Origin of the sequence: Pseudomonas sp. S60, from assembly GCF_016647865.1 — a bacterium.
GTDB lineage: Bacteria > Pseudomonadota > Gammaproteobacteria > Pseudomonadales > Pseudomonadaceae > Aquipseudomonas > Aquipseudomonas parafulva.
Genome location: NZ_JACVVH010000054.1, coordinates 1 through 14086 on the forward strand (window position 1 = coordinate 1; position 14086 = coordinate 14086).

At 62.8% G+C, this 14086-nt stretch carries 14 protein-coding genes and 1 pseudogene; 6 read left to right on the forward strand and 9 right to left on the reverse strand.

Going from position 1 to position 14086, the window contains the following annotated elements:
* Window positions 1-147: 147 nt before the first annotated feature.
* Both IAE33_RS21160 and recQ read right to left on the reverse strand, forming a co-directional pair.
* Window positions 148-585 (reverse strand): MarR family transcriptional regulator, encoded by a 438-nt coding sequence (locus IAE33_RS21160; protein ID WP_028635473.1) that lies wholly within the window; start codon window positions 583-585, stop codon window positions 148-150.
* A gap of 150 nt (window positions 586-735) precedes the next feature.
* Window positions 736-2883, reverse strand: a complete 2148-nt coding sequence (gene recQ, locus IAE33_RS21165) for a DNA helicase RecQ (RefSeq protein ID WP_201164948.1) — start codon at window positions 2881-2883, stop codon at window positions 736-738.
* 243 nt (window positions 2884-3126) lie between these two features.
* Between recQ and IAE33_RS21170 the strand changes: the two genes are divergently transcribed.
* From IAE33_RS21170 to IAE33_RS21180, 3 genes are all read left to right on the forward strand, one after another.
* Window positions 3127-3714 carry a YecA/YgfB family protein gene (locus IAE33_RS21170; RefSeq protein WP_201164949.1) on the forward strand — a complete coding sequence of 196 codons (588 nt, stop codon included), beginning with the start codon at window positions 3127-3129 and terminating at the stop codon, window positions 3712-3714.
* Between the two features lie 7 nt (window positions 3715-3721).
* Window positions 3722-4087 carry a YbaN family protein gene (locus IAE33_RS21175; protein ID WP_201164950.1) on the forward strand — a complete coding sequence of 122 codons (366 nt, stop codon included), beginning with the start codon at window positions 3722-3724 and terminating at the stop codon, window positions 4085-4087.
* Between the two features lie 310 nt (window positions 4088-4397).
* On the forward strand, window positions 4398-5756 hold the full coding sequence (locus IAE33_RS21180; RefSeq protein WP_060481379.1) for a TolC family outer membrane protein: 1359 nt from the start codon (window positions 4398-4400) through the stop codon (window positions 5754-5756).
* 41 nt (window positions 5757-5797) lie between these two features.
* On the opposite strand, the gene IAE33_RS21185 is transcribed toward IAE33_RS21180, so the two are convergent.
* The 4 genes and pseudogenes from IAE33_RS21185 to IAE33_RS21195 form a co-directional block, all read right to left on the reverse strand.
* Window positions 5798-6397, reverse strand: a complete 600-nt coding sequence (locus IAE33_RS21185; RefSeq protein WP_201164951.1) for a tRNA-uridine aminocarboxypropyltransferase — start codon at window positions 6395-6397, stop codon at window positions 5798-5800.
* Between the two features lie 52 nt (window positions 6398-6449).
* The gene (locus IAE33_RS21190) at window positions 6450-7484 is read right to left on the reverse strand and encodes a methyl-accepting chemotaxis protein (RefSeq protein WP_442967397.1); all 1035 of its coding nucleotides are present in this window, start codon (window positions 7482-7484) and stop codon (window positions 6450-6452) included.
* Between the two features lie 252 nt (window positions 7485-7736).
* Window positions 7737-8087 (reverse strand): annotated as a pseudogene (locus IAE33_RS25025) (PAS domain-containing protein); the annotation flags it as partial.
* 63 nt (window positions 8088-8150) lie between these two features.
* Window positions 8151-9044: a LysR family transcriptional regulator gene (locus IAE33_RS21195; RefSeq protein ID WP_028635466.1), complete on the reverse strand. Its 894-nt coding sequence runs from the start codon at window positions 9042-9044 to the stop codon at window positions 8151-8153.
* A gap of 221 nt (window positions 9045-9265) precedes the next feature.
* Between IAE33_RS21195 and speB the strand changes: the two genes are divergently transcribed.
* Window positions 9266-10216, forward strand: coding sequence for an agmatinase (speB, locus tag IAE33_RS21200; RefSeq protein ID WP_201164953.1), 951 nt, complete (start codon window positions 9266-9268; stop codon window positions 10214-10216).
* 157 nt (window positions 10217-10373) lie between these two features.
* Window positions 10374-11753 (forward strand): sodium:solute symporter, encoded by a 1380-nt coding sequence (locus tag IAE33_RS21205; protein WP_201164954.1) that lies wholly within the window; start codon window positions 10374-10376, stop codon window positions 11751-11753.
* A gap of 63 nt (window positions 11754-11816) precedes the next feature.
* Here IAE33_RS21205 and IAE33_RS24780 read toward each other — a convergent pair whose 3' ends face one another.
* The 3 genes from IAE33_RS24780 to IAE33_RS21215 form a co-directional block, all read right to left on the reverse strand.
* A complete protein-coding gene (locus tag IAE33_RS24780; protein WP_256217484.1) occupies window positions 11817-11945 on the reverse strand; it encodes a PA1414 family protein in 129 nt (42 codons plus the stop codon).
* A 213-nt stretch (window positions 11946-12158) separates the two neighbouring features.
* Window positions 12159-13085, reverse strand: coding sequence for a DMT family transporter (locus tag IAE33_RS21210; protein WP_201164955.1), 927 nt, complete (start codon window positions 13083-13085; stop codon window positions 12159-12161).
* Between the two features lie 97 nt (window positions 13086-13182).
* Window positions 13183-13590, reverse strand: coding sequence for a transcriptional regulator (locus tag IAE33_RS21215; RefSeq protein ID WP_201164956.1), 408 nt, complete (start codon window positions 13588-13590; stop codon window positions 13183-13185).
* Between the two features lie 218 nt (window positions 13591-13808).
* Here IAE33_RS21215 and IAE33_RS21220 point away from each other — a divergent pair, with 218 nt between their 5' ends.
* On the forward strand, window positions 13809-14081 hold the full coding sequence (locus tag IAE33_RS21220; RefSeq protein ID WP_060481374.1) for a hypothetical protein: 273 nt from the start codon (window positions 13809-13811) through the stop codon (window positions 14079-14081).
* Window positions 14082-14086: the final 5 nt, after the last annotated feature.

Here is a 14086-nt window from a genome sequence, read left to right on the forward strand (position 1 = left end):
TGGCCTCAAGGCTGCTAGCTGAAACTGTCCAACTTTTGTGGGGCAGTCCAGTGATTGCGCCAACGTTGAAATCTCGTGGAAGACAGTTGCTTCCACAGGGGCTCTGCTGAATCAGCAAGTTACATGCAGTGCGATACCCCAAGCCGATCAGGGCTTCTCGAGATTCCCCAGGATCTTCGCGTGCACGCGCATACAGACTTCAAGGTCAGCCTCATCAACGCCACTGAACAACTCCACCCGCAGTTGGTTGGCAATGGTTTCGATCTGCTCGATCAGCGGCCTGGCGGGCGGGCACAGCTGAATCTTCTTCGCCCGCCGGTCCTCCATCACCGCCTGCCGACGCACCAACCCCTGCCCTTCGAGGCTGTCCAGCAGCCGCGCCAGTGTCGGGCCTTCCACACCCACGCTCTGGGCCAGCTCACGCTGGGTGGGGGCCTCTGCAAAGCGGGCCAGGTGCAGCAGCACCAACCAGCGGGCCTGGGACAGGTTGAGCCCCGCCAGGCGGCGATCGAGCTCAGCGCGCCAACCTCGGGACATCTGGGCCAGCTGCATGCCGAAGCGGTGTTGGTTGTCAGTCAGGGGCATAAGCAACTCGTTGAAAAGATCTAATTATTAGGCAGCTAACCATGACGCGCCCGGGGAGGCAAGCCGATGGGCGGGACGAATGCCCGGCAATCGTGCGAACACATGACACGGGTCAGCGGACGGGCCAAGTGCCAACGCCGTTATCGGCAATCACAACTCGAACTCCGCCGCCAACGCTGCACGCACGCAGTGCAGCACGCCCTCCGGCACTCGCGGGCCAAACAGAGGGGCGATGGCCGAAACCGGGGGCAGCTCGCCTTCGCCGTCCAGGAAGGCATCCTGAATTTCGGCCAGCAGTTCTTCAGGCAGGTCCAGTGCCTGCTCAAGGTTCAGCTCCTGACGCCCCAGTGCCTCGGCCAGCAGGCTGTAGACGTTCTTCTCGCTGCAACTCAGCTGGCCGGCGATCTGCGCGGGGGTCATGCCAGCGCGGGCCAGGCTGACCAGTTCATGGCGCAGGTCCAGTACCACCTTCGGCGCCTCGTCAGTGCCGCCACTGCCGTTGAGCACCTCCAGGAAGGCCTGCCCGTAACGTTCCAGCTTGCGCGCGCCCACGCCGCTGACCTGGGCCATGTCGCTGAGGGTGGCAGGCTGGCTGCGAAGCATTTCCAGCAGGGTGGAATCGGGGAAGATGACATAGGGCGGCACGCGGTGTTCTTCTGCCAGCTTGCGCCGCAGGGTGCGCAGTGCTTCCCACAGTTCGCGCTCTTCGGCACGCACCAGTTGGCTGGCCGGGCTGCCGCCCCCCGAGGACGCGGTGCGGGCGACGGTTTGCGGCTTGAGGTCGCGCCGCAGCTGCAAGGTGACCTCGCCGCGCAGCAACGGCCGGCAGCTGTCCGAAAGCCGCAGGCCGCCGTAGCCTTCAAGGTCGATGTCCACCAGCCCCCGCGCCACCAGCTGGCGGAACAGTGACCGCCACTCGGCCTCCGGCAGCGCCTTGCCCACCCCGAACACCGAGAGTTTCTCGTGCCCGAAGTTGCGCACTTTTTCGGTGTCCTTGCCGAGCAGTACATCGACCAGATGCCCAACGCCGTAGCGCTGGCCGGTTCGGAACACCGCCGACAGCGCTTGGCGCGCCGGCTCGGTGGCGTCCCAGGTTTGCACGTTGTCTACGCAGTTGTCACAGTGCCCGCAGGGTTGCTCGAGGGTCTCGTCGAAGTAGGCAAGCAGGGTCTGGCGCCGGCAGCGGGTTTCTTCGCACAGGGCCAGCATGGCGTCGAGCTTGTGCTGCTCGATGCGCTTGTGACGCTCGTCGCCCTCGGAGTTCTGCAGCATCTGCTTAAGCATGACCATGTCTTGCAGGCCGTAAGCCATCCAGGCATCTGACGGCAGGCCGTCACGCCCGGCGCGGCCGGTTTCCTGGTAGTACGCCTCCATCGACTTGGGCAGGTCGAGGTGCGCGACGAAGCGCACGTTGGGCTTGTCGATGCCCATGCCGAAGGCAATGGTAGCCACCATGATCAGCCCTTCCTCGTTGAGAAAGCGGTGCTGGTTGGCCGAGCGGGTCTCGGCGGCCAGGCCGGCGTGGTAAGGCAGCGCAGGGAAGCCCTGGTCACACAAAAATGCGGCGGTTTCATCGACCTTCTTGCGCGACAGGCAATAGACGATGCCGGCGTTGCCGCGGCGCTCGCCCAGAAATGCCATGAGCTGCTTGCGTGGCGCCTCCTTGGGCACGATGCGGTAGAAGATGTTGGGCCGGTCGAAACTCGACAGAAAACGTTCGGCGCCCTGCAGGTGAAGGCGCTGAACGATTTCCTCGCGGGTGCGCATGTCGGCGGTTGCCGTCAACGCGATGCGCGGTACATGGGGGAACAGTTCGGCCAACTGGCCGAGTTGCAGATACTCCGGCCGGAAGTCATGCCCCCATTGGGATACGCAGTGGGCCTCGTCGATGGCGAACAGGGAAATATCCAGCTCACGCAGGAAGTCGAGCATGCGCGGCTGCACCAGGCGCTCTGGCGCCAGGTAGAGCATTTTCACCTCGCCACGGCGCAAGCGGCCAGCCAGGTCACGCTGCTGCTCGGCGCTGAGCGTGGAGTTGAGCGCCGCAGCCGCCACCCCCAGTTCATCCAGCGTGGCCACCTGGTCGTCCATCAGCGCGATCAGTGGCGAAACCACCACCGTAAGCCCCGGGCGCAACAACCCCGGCACCTGGAAGCACAACGACTTGCCGCCGCCGGTGGGCATCAGTACCAGGGCATCGCCACCATTGGCCACGCATTCGATGATCGCTGCCTGGCGCCCCCGGAAACTGTCGTAGCCGAAGATATCCTTGAGAACGCGCTGAGCCTGTTCGAGCATGTGCAACTCCACAAAACGCCGTACCATCCTGGACACAGGCTGGACGAAAAACCCGCTCCGCACACGCCGAATGCGTAAGCGGTTTTTTCCAGAGGTACGGCAAAGCCCGCCCCTGGATTGGAAACCGACAAGTATACCGCAGCACCACCCCGCACAGGCACCGCCGCGATGGACGTTCCTTTGCCCCGCCACCGCCGCAAGGTGCTAGAATTCGGTATCGTTTATTCCCAAGGTAGCCCTGTAATGTCCTTCGCCGAGCAACTGACCCGCCTGCAAGCCTTCCTCGACGCCGACGAGCTGCACGAGGAAGCGTTGGACTATGTCGCCGCCCACGGCTACCTGACCGCCTTGTCGATCAATGCCGAAGACGTGCCTGAGCGTGAGTGGATCGACGCCCTGTTCGCCGAGGAACCCCACTACGCCAGCGACGCCCAGCGCACCGAGATCGAAGCCACGCTGGTGGCGCTCAAGGCTCATATCGCCCGCCAGCTGGCCAGCGACGATGAGTTCGAGCTGCCCTGCGACCTCGACCTCACCGACGAGCCAGACGATTCCGACCTGCGCGGCTGGTGCATCGGCTTCATGGAAGGCGTGTTCCTGCGCGAGGAAGCGTGGTTCGAGAACGCCGAAGAGGAAGTGAGCGAAATGCTGCTGCCGATCATGGTCGGTTCGGGCCTGTTCGATGAGCAACCGGAGTTCGCCGACATCGCCGCCAATGCCAGCCTGCAGGACGACATGATCGTGCAGATCCCGGAAGCCCTGACGGCGCTGTTCCTGCTGCTGCACGCCCCGGAAGAGAAGCCTGCCCTGCTCAAGCCACGTCACCACTGAGCCCCCTGTGCGCTACCTGCTGCTGGCCATTGGCTGGCTCAGCGTAGCGCTGGGCGTGGTGGGCATCTTTCTACCGGTGCTGCCTACCACGCCTTTTCTGCTGCTTGCCGCAGCCTGCTTCGCCCGCAGCTCCCCCCGCTTTCATCACTGGCTGGTGCATCACCCAAAGCTTGGGCCATGGATCCAAGGCTATTTGAGTGGTGAAGGTATCCCGCTGAAGGCCAAGGTGTACGCCATCGCCTTGATGTGGGCCAGTATCGGTCTCTCCTGCTACCTGGTGCCCCTGCCGTGGGCGCGTGCCTTCATGCTGGCCAGCGCCCTGTTGGTGAGCCTTTACATCCTCAAACAGAAGACGTTGCCACCCAGGGCGTGACAATATTCTGTCGCCAAATATCAATATCGCCTAGTTCCGCGTCCTCTTAGCGGCTTTCGTTCTGGAACCGCCCGCAACCCTTATTTCACAAGGACCTGAACGGGAAACCGGGGACAATCCTGTAGATAAATTGCATTGCCGTTAGACAAAATAGGTCGCATATAGCAGTTTGATATGAAGAAATCTTCTTATATATCGCGCTGAATGTACTTAGCTGTGGGATTAAAAACCTGCAACACTATACAACATCACGATATAGTCATTTTTTTGGCGAAAAGCAGGATCAACCCAGGATCAGGGAGAGGTACCCATGCGCGTTTTGAACCCCATCACCAGTGCATTACTGTTGGCTCTGGCAAGTGCCAACGTACAGGCGATGTCGATCACCGAAGCTGTGCAGAGCGCCGTGGACTACCATCCCCAGGTCAGCTCCAACCGCAACAGCAAGCTGTCTGCAGACGAAGACGTGAAGTTTGCCCGCGGTGGCTACTACCCGTCCGTAGACCTGGTTGCCGGCTATGGCCGCCAGCGTTCCGATAATGCCAACACCCGCGCCCAGGGCAGGCATAACAAGGAAACCCTGAACTACACGCAGTCCGAGCTGCGCCTGCGGCAGATGATCTTCGACGGGTTCAACACTTCCAACGAGGTAGGCCGCACCGAAGCAGTCTCCACTTCGCGCGCCTACTACACCCAGGCCGTGGCCCAGGACGTTGCCCTGCGTGCCATCGAGGTCTACCTGGAAGTGCTCAAGCGCCGCGAACTGGTAACCCTGGCCAAGAACAACCTGCAAGCCCACCTGCGGGTCAATGACCAGATCGGCCTGCGCAACGAGCGCGGCGTAGGCAGCACCGCTGACCTTGACCAGTCTCGCGCCCGTCGTGCACTGGCCGAGAACAACCTGGACACCGCCGAAGTCGACTTGGCCGATGCTGAAGCCAACTTCTTCAGTGTGGTAGGCCGGGTGCCGGACGAGTTGGAAGACCCGCAGTCGATCAATGTGCAGATGCCGGCCAACCTGGAAGAAGCCCGCGAAGGCATGCGCCAGAACAACCCGTACATCAAGTCGGCCCAGGCTGACGTGAACGCCGCCGAGAAGCAGTACGAAGTCGGCAAGTCGACCTTCTACCCGCGCTTCGACGCCATTCTGGCAACCGGCGCCAACAACAACACTGGCGGCGAAAAAGGCCACAGCAACAACGACTGGCAAGCCGGCGTTGAAATGAACTACAACCTGTTCCGCGGCGGCAGCGACAGCGCACGCCTGCGCTCCGACTCGCACAAGATCAACCAAGCCCTGGACATTCGCAACAATGCCCTGCGCGAGTTGACCGAGAACCTGAGCCTGGCCTGGAACGCCATGACCAACGCCAGCAAGCAGCTGCCAACCGCACGTGAATACGCCGACACCACCAAGCGAGTGCGTGCCGCGTACCAGGACCAGTTCGGCCTGGGCCAGCGTACCCTGCTGGACGTGCTGGACAGTGAGAACGAACTGTACAACGCTGACCGCCGCTACACCGAGGTGCGCTATACCGAGGAATACTCGCGTTACCGCGTGCTGGCGACCATGGGCGAGTTGCTCAGCAAGCAGCGCATCTCGCTGCCGCCAGAAGCCTACGCCACTACCGAAGTGCGCACCGACGCCCGCCTGCCAGACATGCGCTGACCGCAGCCCGCAGCATGGCGCCCGGTGGGGGCGCCATGCGTTCAACCGGCGCCGTGGTTGCGCTGGTAAGTGGCGTCACCCATCGCCTTGATCTGCCCGTCTATCAACGCGTCGAAGGGTGCCAGCAACCCGTCGAAGCTGTTGGGGCATTCGAGCTCATTCAATGCCCGCACCACCGCTTCGAGGGTGGACAAGGCGCCTTCCTTGGGTGCCTTGCGCAGCCTGTAGCGGGATACCCCACCGGCCTTCAGCGTTACCTTCGGCAGCGCCGCCAGCAAAGGGTTGAGGTACAACAACTTGCGTGCCTTGCGCCAGGTACCGTCGGGCACCACCAGCAGTAACGGCCTGTCGTCCTGTTGGCCGCCCGCCGTGAGCGGCTGAGCATCATCCCCCGGAAACAGCAACACCGGCCGATAGCCGGGGGCAGCCAATAGTGTGCCCAATTCTTCGAACACCTCGCCAACCAGCAGCTGGGCATTCTGCAGGCCGAGCGCCACAAGCCGTGCGGTGTTCAAGGCATGGGAGGCTTCGCTGGTGTGCTGTAACAGCAGCACACGGGTGCGGCTGCCCAATGTGGGAATCAACGGGCAGAGGCAGTGCTCGCTGGGGCGCTGGCACCGCTCGCAACGGGGTCTGGGCATGGGGTTCTCCTGGGCGGCGCAGTGTGCCACAGAACCTGCGCCGCGGGCGCGATCAGCGGTTGAAGCGCTCGGCCAGGCTGTGCAGGTAATCGGCCATGCGCTCCAGGTCCTGGCTGATCTGCGCGCCCTGCCGGGCCTGGCCGGCACTTTGATCACTGAGCTGGGCGATGCGGGTGATCTGCTGGTTGATGTCCTCGGCAACGTGGCTCTGCTGCTCCGACGCCGTGGCCATCTGCTGGCTCATGCCCGTGATGCGGCTGACGGCCTGGGCGATGCCGCTGAGCGCAGCCTGCACGGCTTCGACACTGTGCACACTGTCCCGCGAAATCTGCTCACCCCGGCTGGCTGAGTTCACGGCCCGTTCAGTACCTGCGCGCAACGAATCGATGATCTGGTGGATTTCCTCGGTCGAGGTACGGGTGCGCTGGGCCAGCGAACGCACCTCATCGGCCACCACGGCGAAGCCGCGGCCCTGCTCGCCGGCACGGGCGGCCTCGATGGCCGCATTGAGTGCCAGCAGGTTGGTCTGCTCGGCGATCGCGGTAATCACGTCCACCACGCTGCCAATCGACTGGGTCTGCTCGGCCAGGGCGTTGACCGCCTGGCCGATGTCGTTGACCGCGTCGCGCATGCTGCCCATGGCCTGCAGGCTTTTAAGGGCCAGCGCGCTACCCTGTTGCGCCAGCTGGTCGGCATCACCTGCCGCATGTGCAGTGCTTTGCACGTTGTGTGTGACCTCTTGGATGGTCGCGGCCATCTCGGCGATGGCCGTGGCGGACTGGTCGGTTTCGCTGCGCTGGCGTTCCAGCATGCGCGCCTGGTCATCGGACAGCGCCGACGACTGTGCCGCACGGGCCTTGACGCCTACACCGGCATCCTCCAGCCGGGTCAGGGCGGTTTGCAGGCGAGCCTCTTCGCTGAGAATGGCCAGGTCCAGCTGGCCATGCAGGCCGGGGTTGCTGCTGTAGGTCAGCGCCACCAGCGGGCTGGTGAACGCCTTGGGGTGTTCAGCCAGCGTGCGGCGAATCGCCTGCCGCTGCTGGCGCTGCACCAGGCACCACGCCATCACTAGGCTGGCGCCCAGCACCCCGAGTGCAGCCTGAGGCGGTAGCCACAGGTAACCCAGCCCCGAAGCCAACCCGGCACCGATCAACGGCAGGCCCTGGAGCAGACCGTGGGCGATGCTGGCCGCCAACGGCACAGGGGCACGGCCAGCACGCAGGCGCGCGTACAGCTGTTCTGCGCGGTGAATCTGCTCACGGGTGGGTACCGAGCGTACCGACTCATAGCCGCTGATGTGACCGTGCTCGTACACGGGCGTCACGTAGGCGCTCACCCAATAGTAATCGCCATTCTTGGCGCGGTTTTTCACCACGCCCATCCAGGGTTTGCCCTGCTTGATGGTGTCCCACATATGGCCGAACACCGCAGGCGGCATATCGGGGTGACGCACAAGGTTATGGGGTTGGCCGACCAGTTCATCGTAGGTAAAACCGCTGATGGCCACGAAGGTATCGTTGCAATAGGTGATGCGGCTGTTCAGGTCGGTGGTGGAGATCAGGCGTTGATCGCTGGAGAAAGTTCTCTCGTGCTCGGTAATGGGCAAATTCATGCGCATCTTCGGCGATCCTTGCAGGATGAATAAGAGGAAATCATCAGCGCACCTTGATGTGTAGCAGAGCGCTTTCATAGTGGGAGGCGGTAGCTGTAGGAAATATCGGCCGCCCGACGAAGTGCATGAACGCGATGTGTATCAGCCCACGTTCAGTTGGCTTTTCAGCAGATCGCGGAAGGTTTGGATCAGCGGCTCGCGGCTGCGCCCACGGCGAGTGATCATGGAGAACGGCGCCTGGTAGCCGAAGGTGGACGGCGAGAGCACCCGCAGGTCGCCCTTGTCTGCCCAGGCCTGGGCATAGTGCTCGGGCAGGTAGCCGATATAGGCACCCGACAGAATCAGGATCAGTTGCGCCTCCATGCTCTCCACCGTGGCGGCGCTGTGCTTGAACCCATGTCGCGCCAGCTCGGCCTGGCTCCAGTAACCACGCCCCACCATGCGCTGCTGGGTCACCACTTGTTCGGGGATGCGCCGTTCGGCGTACAACGGGTGGCGGCTACTGCAGTACAGCCAGTGCTGCTCTCGGTACAACGGCTGGTACACCAGCCCGCTCATGCGCGAAGAAAACGCCCCGATGGCCAAGTCCAGGCGGTTGTCCTGCACGCCCAGCTGCAACTCGTAAGGGCTGGACACGGACAGGTGCAGGTGCACGGCCGGGTGTTCCTGGCTGTAGGCGCCGATGGCTTCGGCAAGGGGCAAGGCGCGGTCGCCGACCGTGGAGTCGATCACACCCAGGTTGAGGGTGCCGCGCAGTTCGCCTTTGAGCGCTGCCGCGTATTGCTCGAAGCCGTCCAGCTCAGCCAGCAAGCGCAAGGTTTCCTGGTGGAACAGCTCCCCCTTGCTGGTCAGGCTGAAGCCGCCGCGGCCACGGTGGCACAGCACCAGTCCGAGGGCGCCTTCCAGCTGGCTCATGTAGGTGCTGATGGCGGAGGTGGACAGGTTCAGTTCGCGCTGTGCGTTGGCGAAGCCCTGGTGGCGCACCACGCTGACGAAGATGCGCAGCAGTTTCAGGTCGGGCAGTGTCGAGGCCATGGATAAACGATTCCGCACAGGGTTGGCGCGAAGTCTAACCGCTAGGCGGCCTTTAGTTTAGAAATTCCTGAACTAAGTTTTTGCCGGTAGCGATTCTTCCACTGCCCCCCGTTGCGCAGACTTGGCCGAAATGTCCCTGGCCGCCGCCCGCTGCACAACGGCAAGACCACGCGGCACAGGTTCGAACAAACACAACAATCGACCGACTGATGAGGCCCACCGTGGACAAGATCCTCCACCAACCACTGGGCGGCAACGAAATGCCGCGTTTCGGCGGCATCGCCACCATGCTGCGCCTGCCCCACCTGCAAACCGCTGAAGGCCTGGATGCTGCGTTCATTGGCGTGCCGCTGGATATCGGCACCTCGCTGCGCTCCGGCACGCGCTTTGGGCCACGGCAGATCCGCGCTGAATCGGTGATGATCCGCCCCTACAACATGGCCACCGGCGCCGCCCCGTTCGATTCACTGTCGGTGGCTGATATCGGCGACGTGGCCATCAACACCTTCAACCTGCTGGACGCCGTGCGCATCATCGAAGAAGCGTACGACGAGGTGCTGGAACACAACATCATCCCCCTCACCCTGGGTGGCGACCACACCATCACCCTGCCTATCCTGCGTGCCCTGCACAAGAAGCATGGCAAGATCGGCCTGGTGCACATCGACGCCCATGCCGACGTCAACGACCATATGTTCGGCGAGAAAATCGCCCATGGCACCACCTTCCGCCGCGCCGTGGAAGAGGGCCTGCTCGACTGCGAGCGGGTGGTGCAGATTGGCTTGCGTGCCCAGGGCTACACCGCCGATGACTTCAACTGGAGCCGTCGCCAGGGCTTTCGCGTAGTGCAGGCCGAAGAGTGCTGGCACAAGTCGCTGGCGCCGTTGATGGCCGAGGTGCGGGAGAAAGTCGGGGGCGGGCCGGTATACCTGTCGTTCGACATCGATGGCATCGACCCGGCCTGGGCACCTGGCACCGGCACACCGGAAATTGGCGGTTTGACCACCATTCAGGCGATGGAGATCATTCGCGGCTGCCACGGCCTCGACCTGATCGGCTGCGACCTGGTCGAGGTCTCCCCGCCCTACGACACCTCCGGCAATACCTCGCTGCTGGGCGCCAACCTGCTGTTCGAGATGCTGTGCGTATTGCCCGGCGTAGTGCGCCGCTAGGCAACTGACCCAACGTTCGTAGTTGCAGTACAGAAGTACCCCCGGCAGGAGCCATGAGGGAGGGCCATAGAGGCCCGCCAACACCTACAAAGGCTGCCGGGCGAACACCGCCCGAGCCGCCGATCTCGCCATAATAAAGATAATCGGGAGACCCCCAATGGCCTTGGACATCATTGTTGTAATGATCTATACCGCCGCCATGCTAGGGCTTGGCTGGTACGGCATGCGCCGCGCAAAAACCCATGAAGACTACCTGGTGGCCGGGCGCAACCTGGGGCCGGTGCTGTACATGGGCACCATGGCCACCACCGTGCTGGGTGGCGCATCCACGGTCGGCACCGTGCGCCTGGGTTACGTACACGGTATTTCGGGCTTCTGGCTGTGCGCAGCGCTAGGCCTGGGCATCATCGCCATCAACCTGTTCCTGGCCAAGCCGCTGCTGCGCCTGCGCATCTTCACCGTGACCCAGGTGCTGGAGCGCCGTTACAACCCCACCGCCCGCCAGGCCAGTGCCGTGATCATGCTGGCCTACGCGCTGATGATCGCCGTGACCTCCACGCTGGCCATGGCCACTGTGCTGCAGGTACTGCTCGACCTGCCGTTCTGGGCCTCGCTGCTACTGGGGGGCGGTGTGGTGGTGCTGTACTCGACCATTGGCGGCATGTGGTCGCTGACCCTCACCGACATCGTGCAGTTCGTGATCAAGACCGTGGGGCTGATGTTCATCCTGCTGCCGGTGTGCCTGTACAAGGCAGGCGGCTGGGACACGTTGATGGCCAAGCTGCCGGCGGCCAGCTTCCAGCTGACCACCATCGGCTGGGACACCATCATCACCTACTTCCTCATCTACTTCTTCGGCATTCTGATCGGCCAGGACATCTGGCAGCGGGTGTTCACTGCCCGTGACGAGAAGGTTTGCCAGCGTGCCGGCACCACCGCCGGGGTGTACTGCGTGCTGTATGGCCTGGCCTGCGCGGTGATCGGCATGGCGGCCCATGTACTGATGCCCGACCTGGCCAACCCGAACAACGCCTTTGCCGAGATGATCAAGACCACCCTGCCCGACGGCATTCGTGGCTTGCTGATGGCGGCGGCCCTGGCCGCGATGATGTCCACGGCCAGCGCGGGCCTGTTGGCCGCATCCACTACCCTGACCGAAGACCTGCTGCCGCGGCTGCGGGGTGGCAAGCAATCCAGCCTGGGCATCAGCCGCCTGTTCACGCTGATCACCGGGCTGGTGGTGCTGGGCATCGCACTGGTGGTCAACGATGTGATCAGCGCACTCACCCTGGCCTACAACCTGCTGGTGGGCGGTATGCTGGTGCCATTGATCGGGGCCATTTTCTGGAAACGCGCCAGCACCGCGGGGGCCATCGCCAGCATGACGCTGGGCTTCGCGACCGCGCTGCTGTTCATGTTCAAGGATGGCCTGGAGGCGAATACGCCGATCTACTACAGCCTGGCCATTGGCCTGGTGAGCTTCGTGGTGATCAGCCTGCTGTCGCGCCGCCCGGTGGCAGCGGTGAAGCTGGCCTGACCCGCTGGCGGCACAAACGAAAAGGCCGCTGCACCCACCCCGGTGCAACGGCCTTTGGCGTTTTCAGCGGCGCCGTGGCTGGCGCTTGCGCTGTTCTTCATCAGTTGGGATGGGCACCGGCTGCAACGGTGGAGGGATCAGACCCAAGGCAACGGCCAGGTCGTGGAGCCAGTTGTACAGTGCTTTATTCATAATGCCCCCTTGACGGGTCAGCCTCACGGCGAATCAGTCCTGCGATGCGTCATACAGATCATAGCCCTATGAACTACAGTGCGCATGCTCATGTCCTTACAGATAAGGGTGATTGTGCCCCTAATCAAGCGCTTGCTGGGGATTCCGACGGTTGGTTAATCGTTTCCCTTTGTTGCTGCAGCACCGAAGCGTGCGTTAACAACCTGCCAGGCTTCACCCCACCCACCGGCGCAGTTGCTGCTTTACCCAGGGTTCAGCGCTGACCAGCACCACGCCCAACAGCACCAGCAAGGCGCCCACCACAAAATTCACGCTCAGGGGCTCACCCAGCAACACCACACCGAAAGTGACCCCGAACAGCGGCGTGATGAAAGAAAATACCGCCAAGTTCGACGCCAGGTATTTGCGCAGCAGCCAGAACCAGGTCAGGTAACTGATGAACGACACCACAACGCCCTGGAACAGCACGCTGCCAACGGCCAACGGCGTCAGCACAACATTACCGATCTGACCACTGAACAGCGCAATCAGCAGCAAACCGGCAAAGCCCACGCCCAGCTGATAGAACAGCGTCAGCGTGGCCGGCGCCTCGGACAGCCTGGAGCCCCGCACCACCACGGTCGTCGCGCCCCAGGCAAGCCCTGCCAACACGCCGAACGCATCGCCCAGCAGCATGCGCCCATCCATTTCAGCGAACGACAGGCCACCGGCAAACGCCAGGGCGATACCGCCGAAGGCCAGCAGAATACCCAGCCACTGCAGTAACCTCAGGCGCTCGCTGGGCAGCATGAAATGCAGCCCCAGGGCCGTAAACACAGGCGCCGTATAGAGAAACACCGACATATGCGCCGCCGATGTCAGTTTCAGCCCCTCGGCAATGAACAGAAACTCCAGCCCGAACAGCCCACCGGCCAGCAGGCCAGCGCGCCAGGTACTGCCCACCTGCTCCCAGCCGCCTCGCCAGCACACCATAAGGCCTACCAGTACGGCGGCTATGCCGTTGCGCAGCGCCGCTTGCATCACCGGGGCGATGTCCACGGCAGCCGTCTTGATCAGTACCTGCTGGCAACCCCAGATCAGGCACAGCAACAGCATCACCTGAAAGGCGAATGCATCGGGGTTCTTGCGGACCGCGCTCATGGGCGGGCCCCGGCTGAGGGTGTAGGCATGGGTGTCGACTCACCAGAGCAAAAGGGCCGACGATTATCGAATCACCCACGCCCGTATGACCAGCCTTTTAAATGGCACCGCCAGCGATCTGCGCCTTGGATGACACCTGTTCGAACGTGGTTTCGTCCAGCGCATCCGCCTGATCATCCAGCACCTGCCGGGGGTGCTCGAAGCCTGGGATGCTGCTGTCGATCAGGCTCATCAGCCGCGAGCCACGCTCGGTCAGCACGAAGTTCTCGCCATTGCCGCCTTCTTCCTCGGGCCGGGTTTCGATGAAACCACGCCGCAGCAGCAGCTTTTCGTATTCGCAGGCACGGGTTTTAAGGTGGTCCAGGTCCCCTACCGGCTCGCCCTTGGCGGCCAGTGCTGCAGCATGTTGCTCGGCATAGGGGCGTGGGGTGAAGCTCTGACCGTCGCCGTTCTGCACTTCGTGCAACAGCCGCTCGATCAGGTCCCAGTCATAGGTATTGCTCATGGTGAAGCCTCCTGCTGTGGACGTGAGGTACACAGGGTGGGACTCGCCAGGCGCCGGGTGGGTTCAGCGGAATGTCACAGTGGGGGGCGGTTAGGCCTACATAAACGGGAGTAGGATTAGGGTGATGGTTTTTTAGCCCGTTACACTTGTCTATTCCAGTGAACCATTGCAGCCCGCCGCCTCTCCACCCCTCAACACCATCACCGGAGGTAGAAAGGATGAAACCGCTGCTGAACATCGCCTGTGCCGCTACGCTGTGCTGCGCCCTGCCCGCTTGGGCCTGCACGCCGGACGAGGCCACACAGAAACGCGAAGAACTGGCCGGGCTGGTCACTCAGCTGACTGAGCAGAACCCGCAAAAGGCCAAGGAGATCAACGAAGAGTTGCAAGGGATGGAATTGGGCACGGCGAGCAAGGACCTGCCCGACAAGTGCCAACTGATCGACAAGCGAATAATGGAATTGAAAGCGGCCGAGAAGAAAGCTGGCTAATACAG

What these genes read in the sequence shown, in the direction of transcription:
- IAE33_RS21160 (WP_028635473.1), bottom strand. Translation starts at nt 585, where the DNA reads ATGCCCCTGACTGACAACCAACACCGCTTCGGCATGCAGCTGGCCCAG.
- recQ (WP_201164948.1), bottom strand. Translation starts at nt 2,883, where the DNA reads ATGCTCGAACAGGCTCAGCGCGTTCTCAAGGATATCTTCGGCTACGAC.
- IAE33_RS21170 (WP_201164949.1), top strand. Translation starts at nt 3,127, where the DNA reads ATGTCCTTCGCCGAGCAACTGACCCGCCTGCAAGCCTTCCTCGACGCC.
- IAE33_RS21180 (WP_060481379.1), top strand. Translation starts at nt 4,398, where the DNA reads ATGCGCGTTTTGAACCCCATCACCAGTGCATTACTGTTGGCTCTGGCA.
- IAE33_RS21185 (WP_201164951.1), bottom strand. Translation starts at nt 6,397, where the DNA reads ATGCCCAGACCCCGTTGCGAGCGGTGCCAGCGCCCCAGCGAGCACTGC.
- IAE33_RS21195 (WP_028635466.1), bottom strand. Translation starts at nt 9,044, where the DNA reads ATGGCCTCGACACTGCCCGACCTGAAACTGCTGCGCATCTTCGTCAGC.
- IAE33_RS21205 (WP_201164954.1), top strand. Translation starts at nt 10,374, where the DNA reads ATGGCCTTGGACATCATTGTTGTAATGATCTATACCGCCGCCATGCTA.
- IAE33_RS24780 (WP_256217484.1), bottom strand. Translation starts at nt 11,945, where the DNA reads ATGAATAAAGCACTGTACAACTGGCTCCACGACCTGGCCGTTGCCTTG.
- IAE33_RS21210 (WP_201164955.1), bottom strand. Translation starts at nt 13,085, where the DNA reads ATGAGCGCGGTCCGCAAGAACCCCGATGCATTCGCCTTTCAGGTGATG.
- IAE33_RS21215 (WP_201164956.1), bottom strand. Translation starts at nt 13,590, where the DNA reads ATGAGCAATACCTATGACTGGGACCTGATCGAGCGGCTGTTGCACGAA.
- IAE33_RS21220 (WP_060481374.1), top strand. Translation starts at nt 13,809, where the DNA reads ATGAAACCGCTGCTGAACATCGCCTGTGCCGCTACGCTGTGCTGCGCC.